Source organism: Halosimplex rarum, from assembly GCF_047715405.1.
In the GTDB taxonomy this organism is placed as follows: Archaea; Halobacteriota; Halobacteria; order Halobacteriales; family Haloarculaceae; genus Halosimplex; species Halosimplex rarum.
This window is the reverse complement of sequence record NZ_CP180412.1, coordinates 765,800-788,506: the sequence shown is the minus strand read 5'-3', so window position 1 is coordinate 788,506 and position 22,707 is coordinate 765,800. Positions and strand designations below refer to the sequence as shown.

At 64.2% G+C, this 22,707-nt stretch carries 21 protein-coding genes and 1 tRNA gene; 5 read left to right on the top strand and 17 right to left on the bottom strand.

The window, feature by feature from the left end:
• Window positions 1-166: 166 nt before the first annotated feature.
• The 3 genes from ACMGFH_RS03890 (at window position 167) to ACMGFH_RS03880 (ending at window position 3,091) form a co-directional block, all read left to right on the top strand.
• Window positions 167-445: a hypothetical protein gene (locus tag ACMGFH_RS03890; RefSeq protein ID WP_415381459.1), complete on the top strand. Its 279-nt coding sequence runs from the start codon at window positions 167-169 to the stop codon at window positions 443-445.
• Between the two features lie 91 nt (window positions 446-536).
• On the top strand, window positions 537-2,873 hold the full coding sequence (locus tag ACMGFH_RS03885; protein WP_415381458.1) for a carboxypeptidase-like regulatory domain-containing protein: 2,337 nt from the start codon (window positions 537-539) through the stop codon (window positions 2,871-2,873).
• A complete protein-coding gene (locus tag ACMGFH_RS03880; RefSeq protein WP_415381457.1) occupies window positions 2,870-3,091 on the top strand; it encodes a hypothetical protein in 222 nt (73 codons plus the stop codon). Before ACMGFH_RS03885 ends, ACMGFH_RS03880 begins: the two co-directional genes overlap by 4 nt.
• 408 nt (window positions 3,092-3,499) lie before the next feature.
• Here ACMGFH_RS03880 and ACMGFH_RS03875 read toward each other — a convergent pair whose 3' ends face one another.
• The 14 genes from ACMGFH_RS03875 to ACMGFH_RS03810 all read right to left on the bottom strand — a co-directional run bounded on the left by ACMGFH_RS03875 (window position 3,500) and on the right by ACMGFH_RS03810 (window position 15,730).
• The gene (locus tag ACMGFH_RS03875) at window positions 3,500-3,976 is read right to left on the bottom strand and encodes a type IV pilin (RefSeq protein ID WP_415381456.1); all 477 of its coding nucleotides are present in this window, start codon (window positions 3,974-3,976) and stop codon (window positions 3,500-3,502) included.
• A gap of 7 nt (window positions 3,977-3,983) precedes the next feature.
• Window positions 3,984-4,460 carry a type IV pilin gene (locus ACMGFH_RS03870; protein WP_415381455.1) on the bottom strand — a complete coding sequence of 159 codons (477 nt, stop codon included), beginning with the start codon at window positions 4,458-4,460 and terminating at the stop codon, window positions 3,984-3,986.
• Window positions 4,461-5,134: 674 nt separating this feature from the next.
• Window positions 5,135-6,775 (bottom strand): hypothetical protein, encoded by a 1,641-nt coding sequence (locus ACMGFH_RS03865; protein WP_415381454.1) that lies wholly within the window; start codon window positions 6,773-6,775, stop codon window positions 5,135-5,137.
• Window positions 6,776-7,067: 292 nt separating this feature from the next.
• On the bottom strand, window positions 7,068-7,538 hold the full coding sequence (locus ACMGFH_RS03860) for a hypothetical protein (protein WP_415381453.1): 471 nt from the start codon (window positions 7,536-7,538) through the stop codon (window positions 7,068-7,070).
• Window positions 7,538-8,041 (bottom strand): hypothetical protein, encoded by a 504-nt coding sequence (locus ACMGFH_RS03855; protein ID WP_415381452.1) that lies wholly within the window; start codon window positions 8,039-8,041, stop codon window positions 7,538-7,540. Before ACMGFH_RS03855 ends, ACMGFH_RS03860 begins: the two co-directional genes overlap by 1 nt.
• Window positions 8,038-8,358 (bottom strand): hypothetical protein, encoded by a 321-nt coding sequence (locus ACMGFH_RS03850; protein WP_415381451.1) that lies wholly within the window; start codon window positions 8,356-8,358, stop codon window positions 8,038-8,040. Before ACMGFH_RS03850 ends, ACMGFH_RS03855 begins: the two co-directional genes overlap by 4 nt.
• A complete protein-coding gene (locus tag ACMGFH_RS03845; protein WP_415381450.1) occupies window positions 8,355-9,125 on the bottom strand; it encodes a hypothetical protein in 771 nt (256 codons plus the stop codon). The genes ACMGFH_RS03850 and ACMGFH_RS03845 overlap by 4 nt, the downstream gene beginning before the upstream one ends.
• A complete protein-coding gene (locus ACMGFH_RS03840; protein WP_415381449.1) occupies window positions 9,125-9,472 on the bottom strand; it encodes a hypothetical protein in 348 nt (115 codons plus the stop codon). Before ACMGFH_RS03840 ends, ACMGFH_RS03845 begins: the two co-directional genes overlap by 1 nt.
• A 67-nt stretch (window positions 9,473-9,539) precedes the next feature.
• Window positions 9,540-9,610 (bottom strand) — tRNA-Pro (locus tag ACMGFH_RS03835).
• A 50-nt stretch (window positions 9,611-9,660) separates the two neighbouring features.
• A complete protein-coding gene (locus ACMGFH_RS03830) occupies window positions 9,661-10,530 on the bottom strand; it encodes an RNA-guided pseudouridylation complex pseudouridine synthase subunit Cbf5 (protein ID WP_415381448.1) in 870 nt (289 codons plus the stop codon).
• A complete protein-coding gene (cmk, locus tag ACMGFH_RS03825; protein WP_415381447.1) occupies window positions 10,530-11,108 on the bottom strand; it encodes a (d)CMP kinase in 579 nt (192 codons plus the stop codon). The genes ACMGFH_RS03830 and cmk overlap by 1 nt, the downstream gene beginning before the upstream one ends.
• A 616-nt stretch (window positions 11,109-11,724) precedes the next feature.
• Window positions 11,725-13,071: an orc1/cdc6 family replication initiation protein gene (locus ACMGFH_RS03820; RefSeq protein ID WP_415381446.1), complete on the bottom strand. Its 1,347-nt coding sequence runs from the start codon at window positions 13,069-13,071 to the stop codon at window positions 11,725-11,727.
• 985 nt (window positions 13,072-14,056) lie between these two features.
• Window positions 14,057-15,019: a DUF106 domain-containing protein gene (locus ACMGFH_RS03815; RefSeq protein ID WP_415381445.1), complete on the bottom strand. Its 963-nt coding sequence runs from the start codon at window positions 15,017-15,019 to the stop codon at window positions 14,057-14,059.
• A gap of 66 nt (window positions 15,020-15,085) precedes the next feature.
• Window positions 15,086-15,730, bottom strand: a complete 645-nt coding sequence (locus ACMGFH_RS03810) for an adenylate kinase (protein ID WP_415381444.1) — start codon at window positions 15,728-15,730, stop codon at window positions 15,086-15,088.
• A 118-nt stretch (window positions 15,731-15,848) separates the two neighbouring features.
• On the opposite strand from ACMGFH_RS03810, the gene ACMGFH_RS03805 reads away from it, so the two are divergent.
• Entirely contained in the window at window positions 15,849-16,532 is a 684-nt protein-coding gene (locus tag ACMGFH_RS03805) for a class I SAM-dependent methyltransferase (RefSeq protein ID WP_415381443.1), read from the top strand.
• Window positions 16,533-16,544: 12 nt separating this feature from the next.
• On the opposite strand, the gene ACMGFH_RS03800 is transcribed toward ACMGFH_RS03805, so the two are convergent.
• Window positions 16,545-18,029, bottom strand: a complete 1,485-nt coding sequence (locus ACMGFH_RS03800) for a hypothetical protein (RefSeq protein WP_415381442.1) — start codon at window positions 18,027-18,029, stop codon at window positions 16,545-16,547.
• A 90-nt stretch (window positions 18,030-18,119) separates the two neighbouring features.
• On the opposite strand from ACMGFH_RS03800, the gene ACMGFH_RS03795 reads away from it, so the two are divergent.
• Window positions 18,120-19,778 (top strand): potassium channel family protein, encoded by a 1,659-nt coding sequence (locus ACMGFH_RS03795; protein ID WP_415381440.1) that lies wholly within the window; start codon window positions 18,120-18,122, stop codon window positions 19,776-19,778.
• A gap of 47 nt (window positions 19,779-19,825) precedes the next feature.
• Here the strand turns inward: ACMGFH_RS03795 and ACMGFH_RS03790 are convergent, their stop codons facing one another.
• A complete protein-coding gene (locus ACMGFH_RS03790) occupies window positions 19,826-21,265 on the bottom strand; it encodes a TrkH family potassium uptake protein (protein ID WP_415383187.1) in 1,440 nt (479 codons plus the stop codon).
• A 56-nt stretch (window positions 21,266-21,321) separates the two neighbouring features.
• On the bottom strand, window positions 21,322-22,653 hold the full coding sequence (trkA, locus tag ACMGFH_RS03785; RefSeq protein WP_415381439.1) for a Trk system potassium transporter TrkA: 1,332 nt from the start codon (window positions 22,651-22,653) through the stop codon (window positions 21,322-21,324).
• Window positions 22,654-22,707: the final 54 nt, after the last annotated feature.

Below are 22,707 nucleotides of genomic sequence, written 5' to 3'. Positions count from 1 at the left end.
AAATTTTCGAGCAAATCCAGGCGCAGGGGCCGGTTTCGAGATCGGGGTCGTCCGGTCGTCTCGCTCCGGTCGAGATCGGCGCTACATACGCGCGCGTAATTCAGATAGGACACGTAGGGGTCCCCCCGTGCGTGCAGCGCGGTACTGCGCGCGGAGGTGATCGCGCGTGTTGATCCGCGAGATCGTCGCCGGCGGGCTCAACCTGGTGGTCGGCTTGGTCGGCGTCGACGGCATCGCGATCGGGCTCCTGGCGACGGTCGTCGCTGCGCTCTGGTACCTCCGGGAAGCGGCCGACGCGTTCGTCGTGCTGGCTCGGTACGCTCGGGTCGGCTCGCTGATCGGGTTCATCGTGCTCGTGCTGTACGTCGCCGGGACGGCCACCGGCGTCGTCAACGGAGGCGATGTTGCACAAGTTCTCAAGCAATTCGTCGGACTCAACCACTAACATGACTCAAATACAGAAACTCAGAACTCGGATTCGGACGCGGCTATCGGAGCGGTCGGATAGATTGCGAATTGGCGAAGCGATCGCCCTCATGGCGACGATCGTGGCCTTTTCGGTGTCGGTCGTCGCAGTCGAGAGCGGTCCGGCGGTCGAGACGAATCCCGTCGCTCTGGCGGTGGCCGGACCGCTTGGATGGACGGGCGCCGGATTGATCGCTGTCGGCGGTGTGCACGCGATATTCACCGTCTACCGACGCGTCTCGCATATCGCGCCACGAGTTGTCTCCGCGGGGTCGACGGGGATCGTCCTTCTCAGTCTTGTCGATCTCCTGTGGTCGTCGCACATTGCGCTCCGAGCCGGCCTCAAGGGTGGCGTTGGCGCCGGCGCGATCGCCTCGGTTGTGGTGGTCGCTGCGGCGGCCGTGGGCTGTCTGTGGCGGCCACTTCGAAACCAGATACGGTTTCCGTTATCTGCTGTACGGCCTTCGAAGCAGACTGCGCGCACGGCTATCGTCGGCTGTCTCGCGCTAATTCTGATCATCTCGTCTACAGCCGGATTGGCAAGCGTAATCTCGATCGAATCGTCCGCTGTTGGAGTGGCATCAGCTGCGAGCGAGTCTGCGATTGACACCTTTGAAGACGGCGACATATCTGGCTGGAGTGGTCCTGCGAGTATCTCGTCAAAATCCTTTGATGGAGAATACTCGCTCGAATACACTGGTAGCGGTGATGCGGTGACATGGGATGATGGCCCGGCCATGGTTTCTGACGACAGCGACTACGTCACCGGAACGGTCCGGTGGGAGGCAAGCAGCACCTCGACAGATATTGGGTCGGTTCAAGTTGTGAATGGTGGCGGGGGTACTGAGTACAAACTTCGGGCAAATTCAGATGGGAATGAGTTCCAACTGCAAGCGCACGGAGTATCTCAATCGTTCGGGGAAATGCACGAAGGCACTTGGTACCGGTTCCGGATGATTGAGGAAGGCGCGGACATCAAAGCGAAAGCCTGGGAAGTCGGCACGGAGGAGCCGTCTTCTTGGGGTACGCAGATGACGATGGTGACCAATGATAACGATTACAGTGACGGGAGGGTTGCTGTTTCGTCGCCCGGCGAATCTGTCTATCTCGACGCTGTCGGCGTTAACACAGATGTTACCTCGCCAACAGTCAGCGGGAATGTCACGTCATCTGGGGGTGACCCGATTTCAGAGGCGCGCATTGAGGTCCTACAGGATGGGTCTCTAGTTGAGAACACTACAACGGATGCCAGCGGCTCGTATGTGATGGATCTCGACAAAGGTACGTATACATTCAGCGTCTCTAAGTCCGGATATAAATCCATAAAAGAATCAGTTACTGTCTCTGGTGTGGTACCCAAAGTTAACTTTTCACTCTCCAAACCGGGCACGTCCACTCCTGAGACTCTCGACTACCGAATGGACGTCTGCTATAAGGGCGACGCCGAGTTCCAGTCGGTCGGTGCGGATGCGACGTGGAACCCGTACCCGACCAGCGACAACAACTCCTGGGCACCGTCGGAGTTCACTGGCGACCAGTCGACGACGGAGTTCAACCGCTACGGCGAGACCACGCTCGAGGACGCGCACGCGTCCCCGAACGTGTCCTATCGCGTGGGCGTCGAGAGCGAGCGCGCGAGTTTCGTCTTCGATGGGGTCAACCCGACGGAGCAGAACACCCGCGGCGAGTTCGAGATCGCGTCGCCGTTCGAGGACTGGCTACAGGACCCGGCGGACATCTCGAGCTCGGCAAACTGCGTGTCCGGTGCGACGGCGTCGGGGACGACCACGCCGATGCCGACGCCGGTCGGAACGCCGCCCGCGGACGGCGACATGACCGCACTCGGGACGTGTACTGTTCCCGGTTCTGACGGGGCCAAGACCGGCCTGCTGGTCGAGTACTGGGACCCAAGCATGTCCACCGAGGATATCTGGTTCAACCTGTCCTACGCGGGAACCAGCATCAACGAATACGTCGAGTTCGACAGTCCGAAGGGCTATTACTTCGGTTGTCACGCGGCGAACGATGGCATCTCAACGGGCGATAGAGGTACGCCAACGCCCTACCCGGAGCCGACCGCGTTCCCGAACGGTACGGAGCCGACGCCGTACCCGCAGCCGACGGCCTATCCCGACCAGGACCCGCCGACACTCAACGGCTCGGCGAACTACACCGACGGCGGGTCGAGCAACTTCTCGGAGATCGGCTTCGCGGACACGGACCCGGCGAACTCGCTCAACGGGTCGCTATCGGGTGGCTTCGGACCGACCGGCGGCGGTGGCTCGGGCGGCTCGCCGATCGTCGGCTTCGGGCTGGTCGCGGCGGTCGGCTACGGGGCGCTCCGCTTTACGGGCAACGACAAGCGAGTCGCGAAGGCGGCTCGGAGGGCTGTCGGGAGGATTCGATGATCCCGGCGCTGCCCGAGCCGTTGACCGCCCTCAAGGGTGTGATCGGTGCCGCCGCGGAGCTGGTCGCGTGGCTCGTCGCGCTTCTGGTCGTGCTGTTCGTCTATGTTCGGCTGGTGAAGCTCGAGGAGTCTATCGCTAAGCAGATCCCGACGAAACTGGTCCTCGTCGCGGTCGTGCTGCTGGGTCTGTGGCTGTTCGGGTTCATCCCGGTGCCATGACCGCGGGCGTCGACGACGTCGTCGAGTCGATCATGACGCCGTGGACGATGTACGCAGCCGTCTACGCGAGCGGGTGGATCGCCCGCGAGACGTTCGTGCCTACCTGGGCAAAAAACGCGCTCGCGGTCGTGCTGGTGGCCACGGCCGCGACGGGCGCGGTACTACTCGCACGACGGACGAACGCGTTCGAACTCACAGGCAGGCGCTGCCGAGCGCAGAACACCACGGACGGCCACAGGTGCTCTAATTCACGCGACGCAGGTTCGGACCTTTGTGGGATGCACCCTTTGTGGAATGCACCACAACACGCGATGTCCAGCTGCATCCGAGCACTATAGAGGACGCCATCGACGAGCCACTGATGGATGCCTCTGGGCAGTTTGAAGAACTGAAAAGAAAAGACGCCGATTAGGCGTCGGGGCCAGTCTGCTCGTTCAGCGTTGACGAGGTGTCGCCTTCGGGTGATTCCCAGACGACGCTCACGTCGTACGTACTCTTGACACCGACATCAACCGACTGCCCGGACTTAACCTCGCTGTTAGTGCCGAAGAACGTACCACTCTGAGTCCACGAGCCTTCGGTGATATGCGTCTCAGTTGGACTGGTACTGAATCCGCTCCCGCGAATATAGAGATTTGACGCTTGGATCGTCTCACCACTTTCGTGTGAGAGTGTCAGAAGGCCGTATTCAGTACCGCCACTGGACCCGGTCTGCTCGTAGTTCATGCTGATCGTCGCGGTCGGCGTCGGGTCGTTGCTCGGACCCATGCCCAGCACGAACGATGCGATGACGGCCGCGAGGATGACCGTGATCGCGACCATCAGGATGACGCCGATGACCGGCGACACCGCGTCGTCGTCTTTGACAAGTTGCTTAATTTCCATTGTTCTTTTAGGCGTCAGGACCGCTCTGCTCGTTCAGCGTCGAGGACGTATCGCCCTCAGAAGACTCCCAGACAACAGAGAGCTCATATGAACTAGTAACACCGACAGTTAGTTCATTGCCAGATTTGATTTCGCTGTCTGAATCGTAAGAGCTGATGTCTGACCAGGAGCCCGTATTGATAGTATCAGGGGCAGGAGTCCAGCTCGGCGAACTAGTCAAGGTTCCGCTACCGCGCACGTAGAGGTTCCCTGCGGCAATTGTTTCGCCGCTTTCGTGCGATAAGGTGAGTACCCCTTCATCGGTGTCCATCTCCTCGTAGTCCATACCAATCGTTGCAGTCGGCGTCGGGTCATTGCTCGGACCCATACCGAGCACGAACGATGCGATGACGGCCGCGAGGATCACCGTGATCGCGACCATCAGGATGACGCCGATGACCGGCGACACCGCGTCGTCCTCTTTCAGGAGCTGCTTAATTTGCATGCGAACTGCAAGTATACGGTACGTACCTTAAAGGCAAACTGTCGTTTCCTCGCAACAGCATTTCAACGCGACCTATCGGGTTGTTTCGCTGCACGAATATCCGTTCAAGGAACAGAAGAAATACCGTTTAACTGTTCATACCTCTCGAAATTAGTGATATTTGGGGTAGTGACAGCAGTACTGAAAGAGCGCGACGACGGATGTTTCGGTGACGGGATGAGGCTTGGACCGCCAGAGATGCCACACCCTAGCACAGAGCCCGCCGGCGACCGGTCGCGTGCTTGCCACCGGAACTCATGGTTTCGGCCGGGATGGGGAGCTATTCCGTAGACGACCCAGAGCCTCGGTCACGCCGGCAGCGGTCAATGTGTCTACCTATTGGCTCAAAAACGTTTGGAAGCCAGATCGTTGAGTAACCCCTGTTTCACGTGCTTCGGGTGGAGACTGGCGGAAAGGCGGGGTGTATTTTTTGCGCGCCGCAGGCGCGTGCCCTTAGGCACACCCCCTAAGGGGGCTTGCCCGAAGAGCGGGCACCGCTCGACCGGCGAGCCACCGTCTCGACGGTGATCGGCACCTATCCGGGTTGCACCTGAAAACGAGGTTCGGGGTAGAATCGGACTATCCCTTATAAGAAGAAGCTACGAGCGACAGTGATGCCTCTCAGCCGTCGGGCGTTAGCGGAGCGTCGCGACCGGCCGCCGCATCGAGCTCCCGTCGACGGTGACCTCGACGATCGCGTCACCGAGGTCCCGCGGGTCGCGTCCGTCGTCCGCCCACGCTTCGAACATCTCGTCGAGGACGTCGTCGACGAGCGGGTCCGTCGAGTACGAGGTCTTCATCTTCGAGAGCACCGTATCGATCCGAACGACCGGGCGACCGCCCTCGGTGCTGGGCGCTTCGAACTCGGCGCCGTACTTCGCGAGCCAGCGGTCGAACGCGCTCGAGGCCGACTGACGGACGTCCATGTCGACCAGCTGGGCCGCGCGGTCAGCAGCGCTCTCGATCTTCGACTCCGCGGCCTCAGTGATCGCGCGGATCTCCTGGCGGAGCTTCTCCGAGACGAATCGGACGTGGCCGTTGTCCGATGTGATGACGCCTTCGAGACGCTGGAGACACCGGTACACGGTCGACAGTCCCACACCGGCCGCGTCGGCGACCTCGCGGGCCGGCCGACCGCCGTCGGTCGCGAGGTTTTCGACGATCTCCTCGTCGGCGGCGGTCATGTCCCGGAGCGTCGTCACGATCAGGTGCTCCTGCTTGGCCTCGAGGCGCGGCGTCGGGTCCGTGTGGATCGGGACGGACTCCTCCGCCGGACCGGCATCGAAGTGATCGTCAGCGACGTAGGTGGTCCCACCGGCCTCGGTCGGGATCTCCGCCCAGGAGAGCAACGAGACGAGGCGCTCGTCGAGTTCGCGCACGACCTCGTCGCGGTCCTCCCACGGGACGGACCCGGATGCGGTCCGTCCTTGGACGAACTTCACACCGAGTTTCGGATGATACAGCGGATCGTCCGGTTCGAACTTCTCGGGGTGCTCGGGGAGGTAGCTCTTGATCTGGCCGCCGAGTCGGTGGCCGGAGACCATCTCGGCAGCGCTGGTCGACCCGTGGCGGACGACGTGGTGATAGCCGCGCTCGCGCTCGTTGTCGAACTTGTAGACGCCTTTCGTCCCGTCGGCGTCCGACAGGAGCATCGCGAGGCGATCGAAGACGCCGCCGGTGCCGATGAGCTTCTCGTTCATCGTCCGGGTGAGCCGGAGGTAGCGCTCGATGGCGGTGATCCGGCCGTCAAACGGCTCGGCGAAATATCCGTGATAGAGACCGACGTCCGCTGAGTCGGCGAGCTCGAAGATGAACCGCGGCAGGAGGTCGGCGACCTCGTCGAGCGCCAGGTTCGATGGCTGGCAGTGGATGCTGATCCCTTCGTCGGGCTCAGTGTGGTCGAACGCGGTCGTCGTCCGCTCGCCGTCGGACTTCCGCATGTCCGAGAAACGTGGTGAGATGTTGTAGTCGCACTTGCGTTCGCCGCGTCCCTGGGCGTTGATATCGAACTCGTAGAGGCGATCGGAGGCGACGTCGTCCTCGGGACGGGGACGGAACCCGCTCTTGCTGTAGTTCATGCGGATGTCCCAACGCTCACCGTTGATCTCCACGTCGGTGAGTTCCTGGTAGCCGTCGAACTCGTTGATCAGGAGATTCGACAGTGCCCAGTAGGGATCGAGGCCGTCGTAATCGACGTACTCCTCCCTATCGTCGCCAGTGGGAGCGTAGTAGAGCCACGTCTCGGCCTCGTGAGTGGCTCTCGCGACTTGTGCCACCGGCGTCACCTCCCGTCCTGTTCAGTCCCCGGACGTAGTGACCGATATGTCTTTGTCGGCCGGCTATGAAAGAACTCAGATAATGCCCCTCCAATACCTCCTTCCCGCCTTGATTGGATTCGTGTTCGTGATGCTTGCGGCCTATGCCGGCGCACTCCGAGCGTTAGAGATCTATTTCGATCCAGAGCAAGACAGTATCTTCCTCTCGAACGATTCTGAACCCCCAAACAATCGATAACGCCTTCAGACATCGCAATCACCCCGCGTGCGAGATGATTCGCTCGTAGTCAGATCACTCCCCATCGCGCTCACCTCCGTCGGTCGCGACTCGATCGGAGCGCATCCGGGAGAGCTTCTCGGCGGCGGTGAGCGGCTGCTCGTCGCGTTCGTTGTCGATTTCTGTCGCGTAGTATTCCGGTGGACGACGCGGGCCGTACGATAACCGCTCCGGGCGCTCGCCGGCTTCCTGGAGGAACTCCTCACGCTGGTCGAGGAGACGCATCACCGCTTCGCGTGGCCCACCAGCAGGCCCGCGACCAAGAGCACGCTCGACCGCCTTGTAAGCGCGGACCACTTCGATCCGGTCGATTCCACGGATCCGGGCCTTCAGGAGGAGCTTCCGACCGCTTTTGATGTCGCGATCGCCGTACGTCTCGGCCAGGAAATCCCAGTCGAGATACCGAGCCGGGTTGTGTCCGATGTGTTCCTCGATGTTGTCGAACGCAGGGAAGTCGCGGCCGCCGGCCTGGTTCGTCGACGGCATCAGCGGCTCACCTCCGCCGATCCGGGGACGTTCTCACGGTCGATCAGCACGGTCCACGTCAGCTGGGCGACCTCGTTCTCCGAGCGGTCGGCGTCGACATCGTACCACCGCCCGTCGAGATGCTCGTCCAGGAGCGACGCCGGGATGATCACCGACCGGAGTATCGGCGTCTCCGGTCGCGGTGCATAAACTACGAGAATATAGAATCCAGCGGCTTCGAGGAGTTTCTCGTGCGCTTGGCGCTTGATGTACCACGCGCCGCTCCGGTCGTAGTCGCCGTTACTGCGGACGACGCACGCGCTTTTGATCTCGCCTGGGGTTCCGGATTCGATGACTGGGATCCCGAGGAATGGTCGCTCGTAGCATGGACTGAGGCACTGGATCGTCCGGCAGTCGTGCCAGGTAGCCTCTGAATCGCCGACGTACTCGATGCCGGGGTCAGCGTTGATGACAGCGCTCTCGACAGAGTCGCCGCGCTTCTTCGAGGAACCGAGGACGCTCATGCGGGATCACCGCCCGTGAGTCGGCGAACGAGATCGCGGAACCGCTGGTTGATCGGCGGTTCGACCTCCCAGTAGATGCTGTACTCCCAGGCGTCGCAGTCGATCCAGACTGTCGCGATGTGCTCGCCGACGTGCTCCTCGAGGTCGAGGCGGCGCTCGATCTCGTCCGAGGCCGCGACCTTGAGTTCCCCGTACCCGCGAGTCTTCAGACAGGATTCCGGAGGGATCCAGTCCTGAATCCCGAGGTCGTGCTGGTCCACGTCGCGGACGACGTACTCGTAGCGACCGACCATCGGGTCCGTCTCGTCGTATTTCACGCCGACTCACCCCCTTCAGGCCGCTCAGTATCCGTGTGTAGTGAGCGGTCACCGTCAGGTCGCGGTGTGGACTTCGTTTTTTTATCCGGTCGCTGGTATCTGCTGATATGGTCGACGTGATCCCAGTCTTGCTGCTGGTGTTTGGCCTCATTGCCGCGTTCAAGCCCCAGTGGGTCGCTGGAATTGATCGCCGACAGAAAGCCGCCGGAACGACTCGACGCCCGCAAGACGTCGAGATGAGTGATTCCTATTATAGCGTGGTTCGAATGGCCGGCGTCGGTTTCATCCTGTTTGGACTCGTGTTTGCTCTCCGCTCGCTGTGAGGGGTAACCGAGCCGTTCAGTACCGCAATTGACGGTACCGCCGTCGGCGACGAGCTGCCGGTCCGCCTCTGCACCGTCGTCCTCCCGGATGCGGTCGGCCCACATCTCCTGGAAGTGTTCGATCTCGGCCTTACGGAGGAGTCCCGTCGGTTCGACGTGCCGACTGGGGACCATGGACCGCGGCCAGTCACCGTGATTCGCGAGGGAAGCGGGAACGGTCCCGCCACCGGAAGGGTTCTCGGCCCCGTTCGTGGTGACTTTGACGGCGCGGCCATCGGGGCTCGCGTACCGGATCACTATCAGATTCCGGACACCGGACGCGACGGCGACCGCGTAGATCCGGGGCGAACCGCGATTCTGGTCGCTCCCGTGTTCGATCCAGCTCTCGGGGATCGGGTAGAACTCGTTGCCGTCGATCTCGACGGGCCACTCGTCGGAGGGCATCAGGCATCACCCCCGCGAGCGAGGTCTTCGATATCGTCCGGTCCGAAGTCCTCTGCGCCGATCTTCGCCGCGAGGCCGGAATCCGCACACGCCGGGTTATCGGGCTTGGTTGTTTGGGAACAGTCGACCTCGTGGTCGTCGGTCAGATGGACCGATGAGGAATAGCGACCGACGACGACCTCGTCGACGTCGTCGGGGATAGTCCCGTCGGGGAAACAGACGCCGCACCGCTCACGGCTCTCCGCCGTAGTCCCGTCGGAGGGGACCGGCCGTGCGTTACGAACGTCGGTGTAACACGCGGGGCCGACCTCGGACTCGCGGCCGGCGCCGCGGCTGTCCGGGGTCATGCGGAGACCCTCCTAAAGGTACGATTCCAGACTATCAGGAAACCCTGGAAAAAGGGTATATGGGTAGTGGGACCGCCGAGATTCGAACTCAGGTCCGACGCACCCCATGCGCCGAGGATACCGCTACCCCACGGTCCCGTGTATCGGCAGATGCGCCGTCCCGGATTAAGCCCTTCGCTTTCCGTCCGTCAGATCAGGACCCGTTCGAGGTCGACGACGACCCCCTCGTCGGCCTCGGGGTCGCCGGCGAGTGTGCCTAGACAGACCGCGGCCCTATCCGGCGTGTAGCAAACCAACAGATCACCCCGGAACACGTCGTCGATCTCCAGCAACCCGGGCGCGTAGACGGGCGCGCCCTCGGCCACTTCGCGGGCGGCGCTCTCGGCGATGGTCGCGCTCGGTAGATCGACGAGCGCCCGCTCGGCCGGCTGGACGACCTCGCGTAACGCGTCGGTGTCACCCTCGTCGGCCCACGCGAGCGCGTCGGCGAGGTCGTACAGCGTCGAGAGGGTCGTGTCGTCGAACGACCCGGTCGTCGTCCGTCGCAGGTGACCCATGTGCGCGCCGGTCCCGAGCGCCAGCCCGAGGTCGTGACAGAGTTTTCGGATGTAGGTGCCGCTCTCGCAGCGTACCCGCACCAGCGCTCGTCGGTCTTCGACTTCGATCGCGTCGAGGTCGTAGATCTCCCGCGACCGAAGCCGTCGGACGACCGCGCTCTTCTTCGGCGGCTTCTGGTAGATCTCCCCCTCGAACTCGGCGAGCACCGACTCGAAGTCGGCGGGCGCGGGACCGTGGAGTTCGAGCACGGCGACGTACTCCTTGACGCTATCGTCGAACACCTGGGCCATCCGCGTGGCGTCGCCGAGGAGCATCGGCAGACAACCGGTCACCTTCGGGTCGAGCGTCCCGGCGTGGGCGGCGCGGTCGACGCCGGCCATATCGCGCACCCAGGCGGCGACCTGATGGGCCGAGGGGCCGGGTGGTTTGTCGAGGTTGACGACTCCGAACTGCAGGAGTTCGTCGACGGACCGGTCGTCCGGCGGGCCGCGGAGCGCCATCAGAAGTCGTACTCGACGGCGGTGACCGGTGTTTTCCCCTCGTCGTCGGCGGGGTCGTAGGACTCGACCGCCGAGAGCGCGATCTCGACTTCCGTCTCCGGGCTCCACCGCGAGGTGTTGATGACGAGGTCGTAGATCGAACGATCCTCGATGTCGATGTTGTAGTACTCGCGGTAGCGCTTGGCCTCGCTCTCGGCGCGCTCGGAGGTCTCCCGCCGGGCCGTCTCGACGGACTTGTCCTCGCGGTCGGCGATACGGTCGATCCGTACTTCGAACGGCGCGTCGAGCCAGAACTTCAGGTCGGCGTGGTCGCCGGCCATCCACCCCGCCAGTCGGGATTCGAGGACGACGTCGCCGCGTTCGCTCGCGATCTCCCTGAGCCGCCGGTCGAGGTCGCGGTCGACCTGGTCGTCTTCCTCGGCGAGTTTGTTGAACTCGACGAGCGAGTGTCCGCGTTCGTCCGCCAGCGCTCGGAAGATGTCGCCGCCGCTGACGTAGTCGTACTCCAGCGCGTCAGCGAGCGCCTCCGCGAACGTCGTCTTTCCGCTCCCAGCGGGACCGGAGACGGTTATCAACATACTCGACGTGCGTGCGGTCGGTAAAAAGACGTTACGAACCGCCGTCTTCTCTGTAGAGAGGTATCGATGGGTCCGGTCGACAGTGTCGCACTCCAGTACCCAGCAGCATGCGGTATTTCCCGAGGGCACGGAACCGTGCGGGTCCGATACCCCGCGTGAGAGGTGAATTCACTTACATATTGTTAATTTCAGGAATGCCTGAAGCGGATCGTTCGAGGGAGAACACCCCGTGTGCGAAGTGAAATCGACGGTATCGAGTCTCGATCGGGAACCCGGCGTCGCGGCCGCGTCGATATCGCCCACAGGTATCAGCCGAGCGGCCAGAACCGGCATTCTTTCGCTTCGAGTGTCGGAGTATCGTCTGAGACACCCCGTGTGCGAAATGTACTCACCTACTGGCAGATATCCGTGGGAGGGGGGCGACAAACCGGGCCCCATGTGCGAAATGAATTACCGTACCAGGCGGTGCCACCCCTTGTGCGAAATGAATTAACGACGGAGGCGAACCGGATGGAGCGATCGATCCGTCCACCACCCCGTGTGCGAGATGAAATCGGGACCCGACGGGGTGGCACCCCGTGTGCGAGATGAAAATGTGCGGCGAAACGACGCCTCGTCAGTGTTCTTCGAAGAATTCCTCGATTTGCGCGGTGACGACGGACGCGATGAGATCCTCGTTGTTTTCGACCTCCTCCAGTCGGATGTCGGCCTGTAACGTCTCAGCGACCACTTTCGGATCGTCGATGAAGGTGTACTCCTTGTGGACGCCGCTCCCGTAGCCGCGGCCGCGTTTCTCCGACGTGATGAAGTTGTACGTCTCCGCCTCGCTCATGTACCGGAGGTACGAGTCACGGGACTTCTCTTCGGTGTCTACGAGGCTGGTGAGATACTGATAGACTCTGTAGGCGACGGTGCTCGGCACGGCGTTCAGACTCCGCTGGGAGTAGACGGGGACTACCGCAGTCGCGTACAGCGAGAGCTTCTTCTGGGCCGAAAGCCCTTGCATCTGCGTCAGCGTGCGGTCGCGTTCGGCCTCCTCCTGAGCGCCTCTAACGTGGTCTTCGCGGACCGACTGCTCGCCTTCTCGGTCGGCGATCTCCCCCGCCTTCCGGAACAGATCGATGGCTTTCCGCGCGTCGCCGTGGTCCTGGGCGGCGAAAGCGGCGCTGAGCGGGATGATCCCGTCTTCGAGCACCCCGTCCTGGTAGGCGTCCCGACGTCGTTCGAGGATCGCCTGGAGCTGGTTCGCGTCGTAGTCCTGGAAGACGACGTCCTGCGGGTTGAACGAACTCTCCGCGCGGCCGTCCAGATCCTCCATGAATCGAGGGTCGTTCGTGAGCGCGGCCACGGAGACGTGTCCGTCGATCCGGCCGAGTTGGGTCGCGCGCGAGAGCTGATAGAGGAGTTTCGAGTACGCCGGTTCTGCGTTGGGGTCTCGCTGCCGCCCGACGAGGAGGTCGACTTCGTCGAGGATGATGATGACCGAGTCGAAGTTGTCGCTCAGAATCTCGTAGAAGCGGTTGAGCTTCTGATCCGTCGAGATACCGCTCTCGGGGACGCCGAGATCGACGCCGGCTTCGGTCGCGGCGTTCTTCGCGAGTCGGTACACCGCGCGGTCGTGTGACTTGATCGTCTGGCAGTTGATCCTGATGACGCCGAAGCGGTCGTCCTGCGAGTTCGAGAGCTCCAGAACCTGTTCGCAGACGGCGTTGATGATGAGCGACTTGCCGGTCCCCGAGGGTCCGTAGAGCAGCATGTTCGGCGGTTTGTTGCCCTGAAGCGCCGGGCGGAGGTACGTGATGATGTCTTCCAGCTGTTGTTCCCGACCCACGATCCGGTCCTCGTCGATGACGACGTCCGGGTCGAGCAACCCCTTGTCCTTGAAGACGGAGTTCTGCACGCCCTCCTGGAGACGGCCCTTGATGGACTGCGAGAGAGACGGGCTGTCGTCGCCGTTGGCCATGCTATCCGTCTCAACCTCGTCCTATAAATATACCCTGGGACCGTGTGCGAGATTAAATACCCTGGATTCCTCGGCGATGGGCCGTATTATCGGATCGATCATCAAAATGGGGTCGACCGATGGCAAAATCAATTTTGCCTACCCACCCCGTGTGCGAAGTGAAATTCCGGAGCGGAGGCCCGCACTATCCGCAGTGTCGAACCGCCTTACCGTAGTCCGCCCCCATCGGTGTTCGACTGGATCTGGTGATTCGGACACCAGGCGACCGTGGCAACTGGGGTCGGACGAGTACGATTCTATCTTCGATGTGGGAACGGGACGGGAATTCAGGGCCCCCACACCCCGTGTGCGAGATGAAACCCGGTGCGAGGAAGGGGCGGGTCTCCGGGTTGGAGCGCGGTTCTCCCCTGATCACACCGATCTTCGAAGTTTCGGCCGTTGAGACCGGTGAATCGTCGTTCACCATCTAGAACGGAAGGATTTATGAACGCATCTTGAAAACAGTCTCCGTAGTCCGACTAGAGTACAGCGTTTTTGAATCATTATATAATTTATATGACTTCGAGTACCGACTCCTATTGAACTCGGTTTATTCGGGTAGACAGACGGAAAGTCGCGGAATCCCGAGCTTCAGCGGAAATCCTGCGACGAGGGGACCGTACACCCCACACCGATTTCATCTCGCACACGGGGTGGGGGCGCGAATCCGATCTCTCAGACTGCTCGCCCTCCGACGATCGATACGCCTGCGCGACGAACCGGTCGATTTCACTTCGCACACGGGGTGTGACTGCGTTCGGAGAGAGAAGTCGCGGTGAAGTCCACGAGTGGTTTTCGAGCGACTCCACTGTGCAATTCTCGGACATCACGACGCAACTCTCGGACGCTACGACGCGACTCTCGGACTGCGTTGTATCGTGCGCTCGGCCGGGAGAAGACGGAAGATCGGATAACGAAAAAATCGCTGCGGGAAAACGAGCGGCCGCTACGACGACGGCGTGGTCTGGACGTTGAGCGCCTTGCGGACGATCTGGGTGAAGCTCATCGAGCAGACGAAGTACCAGATGATCCACGCCCACATCGGGCCGATGCGCTGGCTCCAGTCCTCGATGCCGCCGATGATCGGGAGGACCATCACGTACTCGGTACCGGGTGCGACCGTCATCGCGCCCGTCTGGACCATGTAGTAGATCCAGAGGAATACGGGGATGTTGACGAGCATGATCCACACCATCGGGCGGAACTGCTCTTTGAACATGCCGAGCTGGTCGCCCATGGCCTCCATCTGCTCCTGCTGGATCTCCTCTAGAGCCTCGTCGTCGCCGCGCTCCTTGGCGGCCTTGCGGCGCTCCTGGATCTCCTGCATCTGCTCCTGATACTCCCCCATCTTGTCCATGTTCATGAGCTTGCCCTGCAGGATCGTCGAGTTGAGACCCGTGAACACGGCGAGCACGAGGATCATGATGTAGAAGGGGAGTACGTCGGCCAGCGGGCCGAGAGCGAGGTCGAGGACGCCCCCGACGGTGTTGCGGATGGGCGCCTGCGAGTAGCCGAGGAAGAGCGCGATGGTCGCGACGGCGGCCATCTTGTCCCAGCGCGACCAGCCACCGTCCTCGTCGTCGCTGTCCGCGGAGGACGAGGTGGACGACGAATCGGAAGAACCGCTCGAACTCGACCTGCCGGAGTCGTCGCCGGGTTCGGGAGCGGAGATGCCGAGCGCGTCGCGGACGCCTTCGGGGTCGTCGACGACGAAGCCTTCGCCGTCGACGTCGACGAGGATGCCCTGCTCGATGAGCCGGCCCCACTCGCCGCTCGTGATGTCGTCGCTGACGTCTGACCACTGGACCGTGCCCTTGTCGTCGGCGACCGCGAGCACGCGCTCCAGCGCGTCGGCCATCGACTGGCTCTCGTCGGCCAGCGACTCCGCTTTCTCTGCGGTCCGTGCCATTGCTATCTATCTCCGGGCTTGGTGGTTATCAAGCTTTTAGTCTCCGGTCGGGTGCCGTGGAGGCGCTCACGCGTTCGATTCGACGGCAGAGCGGACGGCTTCCCAGACCTCGTCGGGCGTCTGGTCGCCGTCGATCTCGACGTAGCCGTCGTGGTCATCGTACAGTTCGAGCACCGGCTCGGTGTTCTCGTGGTACACCGACAGCCGGTTGCGCACGGACTCCTCGTTGTCGTCCTCGCGCTGGTAGAGGTCGCCGCCGCACTTGTCGCAGACGCCCTCCTCCGCGGGCGGGTTGAACTCGACGTGGTAGTTGGCGCCGCAGTCCTCGCAGACCCGGCGGCCGGTGAGCCGCTCGACGAGTTCGTCCTCGGGCACGTCGAGCACGAGCACGACGTCGAGGTCGGTCATCTCCCGCAGCGCCTCGGCCTGGTCGCCGTTGCGCGGGTAGCCGTCGAGGACGAACCCGTCGAGGTCCGAGAGCGCTTCCTCGACCATCGCGTCGACGACGACGTCGGGGACCAGGTCGCCCTGGTCCATGTACTCGCCCGGCGTGTCGTACTCCAGGTCCATGTCGCTGATGTCCATCTCCTTGTTCGCGCGCAGCGCGTCGCCCGTCGTGACGTGTTCGACGTCGAACTCGTCGGCGAGGCGTTCGCTCTGCGTGCCTTTACCGGCGCCCGGCGGACCGAGAATCAGGATCTTCGGGTTCATACCCCGGGCTTCGACGCTCCTCCTCTTTTTAGTGTCGTTCTGGTCGCCGGGCGACCGGCGCGAGACGCGCGGCGCCCGGCGTCACGCTTACGTCCTCGCCGCGAGCACCTCCGCGCGAATGGACGAACGCGTCCGCCGAACGGTCGAAACCTACGAGCGGGTCGCCGATACGTACGCCGATCTCCACGGCGACCGCGACGTGGTCGCCGAGATCGTCGAGCGGTTCGTCACCGCCGTGGGCGGTCCGAACGGGACCGACCCGAACGGGACCGACCCGAACGGGGCCGACCGGAGCGGTACCGACCGGAGCGGTACCGAGGTCAGCGGCCGACCGCGCGTCCTCGACGTGGGTTGTGGTCCCGGCTGGGAGTCAGCCGCCTTCGCCGAGGCCGGCTTCGACGCCGTCCCGTTCGACCTCACCGAGCGCTTCCTCGAACAGACGCGAGAGCGCCTCCCCGACGCGTCGGTCGTCCGCGGCGACATGCGCGCCCTCCCGTTCGCCGACGACGCGTTCGACGGACTGTGGGCCTGCGCGTCGCTCTTGCACGTCCCCGAGAGTGAGGTGCCGGCGACGCTGACTGACTTCGAGCGCGTTCTCGCCGACGACGGGGTCGTGCTCGTCTCGTTGAAGCGCACGAACGCGCCCGCCGATCCCGACCGCGAGAGCCCGTACGACAGCGACGAGCGACACTTCGAGCGCTACGAGCCGGAGACCGTCACCGACCTGTTCGAGGACGCCGGGTTCGCGGTCCGAAGCGTCGACACGAACGACGGCTGGGTCGCCGTCAGCGCCATCGCGTGAGCGGTCCGTCGGTCACTGCCAGCCGACGAGCGGAGCCAACAGGAGGTACACCCACAGCAACACGCCCGCGGCGAGGAACCGGTTGACCCGCTCCATCGACGCCTCGCTGTGGACCGACCCGGCCGCGATGAGTCCGAGGGCTGCGGCGATGCCGATCCGGTGGAGCACGACGTCGAGGGGGAGGACCGTGACCCCGAGGAACTGGTAATCGACCACCATCGCCGCGCCGATCCCGACCACCGCGACGGCGAAACACCTGACCTGCTCCAGCCCGCGACCGAACGAGTACGCGGCGATCGGCAGGCCGAACGCGAGTACGGGGTAGAGCGCGGCGGCGATCACCTTCGGCGACGTCTCGGTGAACTGCTCTTCGAGGAAGATGCCGCCGAACCTGACCGAGAGGTAGAGGACGAACAGCGACGCGAACAGCAGCAGGTACGCCAGCGTCCACGAGACGACGGCGACCTGCCGGCCGTCCAGCCAGTCCCACGAGCGCAGGATCGACGCCAGCCGCACTCTCGACACGAGGAGTCGGTCGACGGATCCACCGGCGTCGCGGCGCTCCGCTGGACCGCCCGGGCCGGCGAGTCGAGACAGGGGCGACCGGCGGCGACCGGGACGGACGGCGGCGAACCCGGCCAGGAGCGCGACCCCGGCGGTCTTCGCGTCCGGCAGCGGCGACGACCCGCCGCGGAAGTCGACCACCGTCGCCCAGCCGTCGGAGCCGACACCCTTCGGGTTGTCGAGGTACATCCGCCAGACGGTGTCGACGGCCGGGTCGTCCCAGAACTCCGACTCCACGTAGTCCTGGGCGTCCTCCGTGTCGTGGACGGTGTGCCTGAGCCGGAACCAGTCCCAGTGGTCGCTGTGGGCCTGGATGGCGACCCACTCGTCGGACTCGTAGGGCGACTCGTAGACGCGCAGGTGATACCGCGTTGCGAAGTACTTCCCGTCGTGAAGTTGATACGTCTCGTCGATCCACTGCCCGCCGGACTCGCCGACGCCGCCCGTGAACGGGAGCGCTCGATACGGCCGTCGCGTCGTCTGGTTCGGACCTTCCTCGGTGAGCGCCCGGTCGTGGACGTAGAGGTATCGCTGGGCGCCGCGCGCGGCCGCCCACTCGACGACCGTCTGGTTGGCCGCGTCGATCTCGTTCTGGTCGCCGTCGTCCGGGTCGACGTCCTGCCACGCCTCCTCGGTCTCGTTCCAGGTCGCGTCGCGACGCTCGCTGAGGTAGAAGCGGATCGTCTCGGCGTCCGCGTAGACGACGACGTTGATCGCCAGCGTCCTCCCCGCCGGCGAGCGCTGCCGGCTGGTGTACGGCCAGAAGACGTTCTCGCCGGGCTTGGGCTCGACGAGCTTCTGCGGGGTGGTGTCCGACGCGACGGCGCCCGTCGAGACCATCGAGAGGACGAGCGACCCCGCTCCCGCGAGGACGAGGAGGACGACGAGTGCGGCGAGCGTCGCCGCCCGCGGCGGTGGCCACGACTGCTCCACGCCGCCGTTAGGGAGCCCACGATTATACGCGTTCTGGCAGCCGCGCGCTTTTCACTTCGCGAGTCGTAACACGGACGAACTGTCGTATCGATGCGAGAACTCCGTAACATCAAGGGTCTTCATCCGCGGGATCTCACCGGACGCCAGCGGTTGCTGCTCGTTTTCGCCGGCGGCGTCGTCACTATCGTCCTCGTCTTCACCTACGTCTACTACCTGGGCGTACACCGCCTGGAGGGACGGGACTACTCGATCTTCCGGGCGTTCCAGACCGTGATCGAGACGTTCACGACGACCGGGTACGGTGCCGATTCGCCGTGGGAGACGCCGGCGATGAACCTCCTGATGGTGACCATCCAGGTGACGGGCATCGCCGTCGGGCTCGTCACGCTCCGCGTCCTCGTCATCCCGCTGTACGAGCGGACGCCCATCAACCTCGACAACCGCCTCACCGGGAAAGACGACCACGTCGTCGTCGCGGAGTACGGCCGCGACTCCGAGGTCCTGCTGGACGAACTCGAAGAACTCGGCGTCGACTACGTGCTCGTCGACACCGACCTCGAGGAAGCCAAGCGGCTCTCCGACGAGGGCTACCAGGCGATCGACGGCGATCCGGAGACTCGGGCCGATCTCGACCGGGCGTCCATCGACCGCGCGTCGCTGCTCATCACCGACACCGGCGACCGCACCGCGAGCGTCGTCCTCACGGCGCTCGAAGCCAACGAGGACCTGCGCGTCATCAGCTTCACCGAGTCGACGCGCCGCACGGAGGCGCTCGCGGAAATCGGCGTCGACCGCATCGTCGCGACCCACGCGCTCATCGGCCGACGGCTCGCCGAGAAGGCGACGACGCCGGCCCTCCTCGAGCCGACGGGCGACGAGTCCATCGCGATACGCGAGATACTGGTCCGCCACGACAGCCCGCTGGAGGGCGTCGCCCTCGGCGACTCGCCGGTCGCAGCCCACCCCGATCTGACGGTCGTCGCCGGCTGGTTCGACGGCGAGTTGCGCCTCTCGCCCGCGATCGACGAGCGACTCTCCGCGAATACGGTCCTCGTGGTCGCGGGGCCCGAGAGGGCCATCGACGCGGTCGCGAGCGAACTGTCCTCGGTCTCCCGGTCGCTCCCCGGCGCTCCGGACCGGATCGTCGTCGCAGGGTTCGGCGAGGGCGGGACGGCCGCCGTCGACACGCTCCCCGACGAGGCGTCGGTAACGACGGTCGACGCTGACCCGTCGACCGAACCCGACGTGGTCGGGGACACGACCGAACCCGGGGTCCTCCGGTCGGCGGGCATCGCGGAGGCGGACGCGCTCGTCGTCACCGTCGACGACGACGCGACGGCACTGATGACGGTCGCAATGGCGCGCTCGCTTACCGACGACCTGGAGATCCTCGCCCGCGTCACCGACGCCGAGAAGACCTCACCGGCGTTTCGCGCCGGCGCCGACTACGTCCTCTCGGCTCAGCGGGTGAGCGCCCGGCTCGTCGCCTCGGAGGCCCACGGCGAGCGGGTGATGGACATGGCGAGCCAGATCCGCCTCGTCCGGGCCAACGGGGAGCCGTTCGCCGGGAAGACTGTCGGCCAGGTCCGCCGGGAGACAGAACGCGGCTGGACCGTCGTCGGCGCCTCTCGCGACGGAGCGGTCCACACGAACGAGGAGACCGAGATCGTCGCCGGCGACGATGTGTTCGTCGCGGGGAGCGACGAGACGATCCGCGAGTTCCAGCGCGAGTACGACCCCTCGAACTGACGCGACGAAACCCCGCGTCGGGTTGTCACGGGACCCGGAACCGCCCTTCACGACCGCCAGAACGTTGGCGTCAACAGAACCAGGACGGGGATGATCTCGATCCGTCCGACCCACATCAGGACGGTGAACGCGACCTTCGTCGTCGCCGGGAATCCCGCGTAACTCCCGTACGGGCCGGCATCGCCGAACGCGGGGCCGACGTTGAAAAACGTCGCCGCCGCGGCCCCCATCGCCTCGAACTCGCCCACGCCGACCCCAGCCCTCGCGGCGTCCGTGACGACGAACACCGTCAGCAAGACGAACAGGAGGAGGCTCAACAGGACGTACGCGTAGATATCACGGACTGCACCTTCGTCGACGGCCCGTCCCGAGAGTCGAACGGGGCGGATCGCGTCGGGATGGACCTCCGTGAAGAGGTCACGGCGGAATCCCTTGGCGACGACGAGCCAGCGGATGGTCTTGATCGAACAGGTCGTGCTCCCGGCCATCCCACCGGAGAACATCGCGAGAAAGAGCATGTGCTTGGCCGCCGGCGACCACCCGTTGAAATCGACGGTCGCGTACCCGGTCGTCGTCAGGATCGAGACCACCTGGAAGAGCGCGTGTCGAACGACCGCCTCCGCCGACTCGAACTGGTTCGAAGTGACGAGGAAGATTCCCGTCAGCGCCGAGAGCCCGAGGACGACCTGCACGTAAAACCGGAACTCGTCGCTCTCTCTGAGCCGCGACGGGTCTCCCTGTGTGAGGTAATAGAGCAGGACGAAGTTCGTGGCACCGAGGAACATGAACGGGATCGTGACCCACTGGACCGCCGGCGAGAACGCACCGAGGCTCCCCTGTCGCGGGGAGAACCCCGCGGTCGAAACCGCAGTGAACGCGTGTGCGACGGCGCTGTAGAGCGAAACTTCCGGACCGAGGCCGACGGCGCCGAGAGCCAGCCACGAGGCGATCATCAGCCCGGTCAGTCCGGCGTAAATCCAGCCGAGCAACCGGGCCGTCTCCTCGATCCGCGGCGTGAGCTTGTTGATGTCCCGCGTCTGCGATTCGGTCTCCATAAGTTGGGCGCCACCGACCGATAGCTGCGAGAGGACGGCCACGGCGATGACGAGGATACCGAGCCCACCCATCCACTGGAGGAGCGAGCGCCAGAGGTGGATCGACCGCCCGTGTGCGTCGAAGTTCTGGACGACCGTCGCTCCCGTGGTCGTGATACCGCTCGTGGACTCGAACAGCGCGTTCACCGGTGACGCGAGGGTTCCCTCGCCGGCGACCACGAACGGCACGGCACCGACGAGCGCGATCACGAACCACGTCAGCGCGACCATGAGATAGCCCTCACGGAGACCGAGGTCCCCGCGATCGAGTCGTTCGAGAGCGACCCCGAACGAGAGCGTCCCCACCGCGGGCAGCAGAAACGGGAGAAGCGGTTCGCGGTAGACGGCGGCGACCGCCGCTGTCGCGACGAGCGGCGCGGTGAGCCCCTTCATGACCGTCCCGATGAGACTCAGACTCGTCCGCCAGTCGACGTTCGTCCAGGTGGTCCTCACAACATCTCAGTGACTTCGTCGAGCACTTCGACCGCGGCGAATACGACGACGTGGTCGCCCTCTCTGACGATAGTGTCACCTCGGGGGGTGATGTGTTCGTCGCCGCGAGTGATCGCACCGATGACGACGCCTTCCGGGAGGTCGGCAGCCGCGTCGCGGATCGAACGGTCGACGAGAATGCTGTCACCGTCGATCTCGAGCTCTAGCACCTCCGCCTTGTCTCCCTCGATGATCGAGACGTTCTCGGCGCGGCGTGCCCGGGTGAACCGCGTGATCTCTTCGGCGGTCGCCTTCCGCGGGCTGACGGCCACGTCGACGCCCACTGCCTCGAACAGTTCGGCGAAGTCCCCGGTGTTGACCACCGTTATCGCCCTGTCCGTCCCCTTCCGTTTGGCCAGGAGCGTCGCGAGCAGGTTCTGCTGGTCGTTTTCGAGGGCCGCGACGAGCAGGTCGGCCACTCCGATGTTCTCCTGGTCGAGCAGTTCCTGATCGGTGGCATCGCTGTTGAGTACCGTGGTCTTCGGCAGGTGTTCGGCGAGCCACCGCGCGCGGTCTTCGTCCTGCTCGATGAGCCGCGGCGTGAATCCGCGCTGTTCGAGTAGTCGCGCGGTCTGGTAGCCGATTTCGCCCCCTCCGACGATGACGACGTCCTTCGGCCCCTGCTCTTCCGGGGCGATCGCGGAGCTAAACGCCCGGATACTCTCGGGGCTCCCGATGGCGACCACGTCGTCGCCGGCCTCGATCCGGGTGTTACCGGTCGGTATCACTACGTCGTCGTCGCGGAGGATCGCCGCGAACGTGAGCGAGTCGAAGCGGTCGGCCTCGGCGACAGTCTGGTTCGCGACCGGACTCTCCGGGGGGATTTCGAACTCCGTCATCTGGACCAACCCGTCGGCGAACATGTCCACGTCCTGTGCCGTCGGGAGGCCCGCAAGGTCGACGATGGCTTCGGCGGTCAACAGGTCCGAACAGACCATGAAGTCGACGCCGAAGGCGCTTCGCGCGCGCTCCCAGGCCCTGAGGTACTTCGGGTTCTTGACGCGGGCAATCGTGAACGCGTCACTGACGATGTTCGCGGCGCCGCAAGTAACGATGTTCGTCTCGTCGTCGTCCGTGCTCGCGATGAGCATGTCGGCCTCGGCGATCCCTGCTTCCTCCAGGACGCTGATATCGCTCCCGTCACCCTGCATCGGGAGCACGTCGTGGGAGTACGTGAGCGCCTCTACGCGGTCCGCGTCGATGTCGATGACGACCACGTCGTGTGAGTCGGCGAGGCTCTCGGCGATCGTGGAGCCGACCTCCCCGGCTCCGACGATGACTACTCGCATTGCGCGGCCTCCACGTGCATGCTCCGGGTTTTTCGCGGCGGGCGTAAGTGGATT

Bases quoted from the DNA above. Each gene is read 5' to 3' on its own strand.
- ACMGFH_RS03885 (WP_415381458.1), top strand. From the start codon at position 537: ATGGCGACGATCGTGGCCTTTTCGGTGTCGGTCGTCGCAGTCGAGAGC.
- ACMGFH_RS03880 (WP_415381457.1), top strand. From the start codon at position 2,870: ATGATCCCGGCGCTGCCCGAGCCGTTGACCGCCCTCAAGGGTGTGATC.
- ACMGFH_RS03875 (WP_415381456.1), bottom strand. From the start codon at position 3,976: ATGGAAATTAAGCAACTTGTCAAAGACGACGACGCGGTGTCGCCGGTC.
- ACMGFH_RS03870 (WP_415381455.1), bottom strand. From the start codon at position 4,460: ATGCAAATTAAGCAGCTCCTGAAAGAGGACGACGCGGTGTCGCCGGTC.
- ACMGFH_RS03860 (WP_415381453.1), bottom strand. From the start codon at position 7,538: ATGCCGTCGACGAACCAGGCCGGCGGCCGCGACTTCCCTGCGTTCGAC.
- ACMGFH_RS03855 (WP_415381452.1), bottom strand. From the start codon at position 8,041: ATGAGCGTCCTCGGTTCCTCGAAGAAGCGCGGCGACTCTGTCGAGAGC.
- ACMGFH_RS03845 (WP_415381450.1), bottom strand. From the start codon at position 9,125: ATGCCCTCCGACGAGTGGCCCGTCGAGATCGACGGCAACGAGTTCTAC.
- ACMGFH_RS03840 (WP_415381449.1), bottom strand. From the start codon at position 9,472: ATGACCCCGGACAGCCGCGGCGCCGGCCGCGAGTCCGAGGTCGGCCCC.
- ACMGFH_RS03830 (WP_415381448.1), bottom strand. From the start codon at position 10,530: ATGGCGCTCCGCGGCCCGCCGGACGACCGGTCCGTCGACGAACTCCTG.
- cmk (WP_415381447.1), bottom strand. From the start codon at position 11,108: ATGTTGATAACCGTCTCCGGTCCCGCTGGGAGCGGAAAGACGACGTTC.
- ACMGFH_RS03820 (WP_415381446.1), bottom strand. From the start codon at position 13,071: ATGGCCAACGGCGACGACAGCCCGTCTCTCTCGCAGTCCATCAAGGGC.
- ACMGFH_RS03815 (WP_415381445.1), bottom strand. From the start codon at position 15,019: ATGGCACGGACCGCAGAGAAAGCGGAGTCGCTGGCCGACGAGAGCCAG.
- ACMGFH_RS03810 (WP_415381444.1), bottom strand. From the start codon at position 15,730: ATGAACCCGAAGATCCTGATTCTCGGTCCGCCGGGCGCCGGTAAAGGC.
- ACMGFH_RS03805 (WP_415381443.1), top strand. From the start codon at position 15,849: ATGGACGAACGCGTCCGCCGAACGGTCGAAACCTACGAGCGGGTCGCC.
- ACMGFH_RS03795 (WP_415381440.1), top strand. From the start codon at position 18,120: ATGCGAGAACTCCGTAACATCAAGGGTCTTCATCCGCGGGATCTCACC.
- ACMGFH_RS03790 (WP_415383187.1), bottom strand. From the start codon at position 21,265: ATGAAGGGGCTCACCGCGCCGCTCGTCGCGACAGCGGCGGTCGCCGCC.
- trkA (WP_415381439.1), bottom strand. From the start codon at position 22,653: ATGCGAGTAGTCATCGTCGGAGCCGGGGAGGTCGGCTCCACGATCGCC.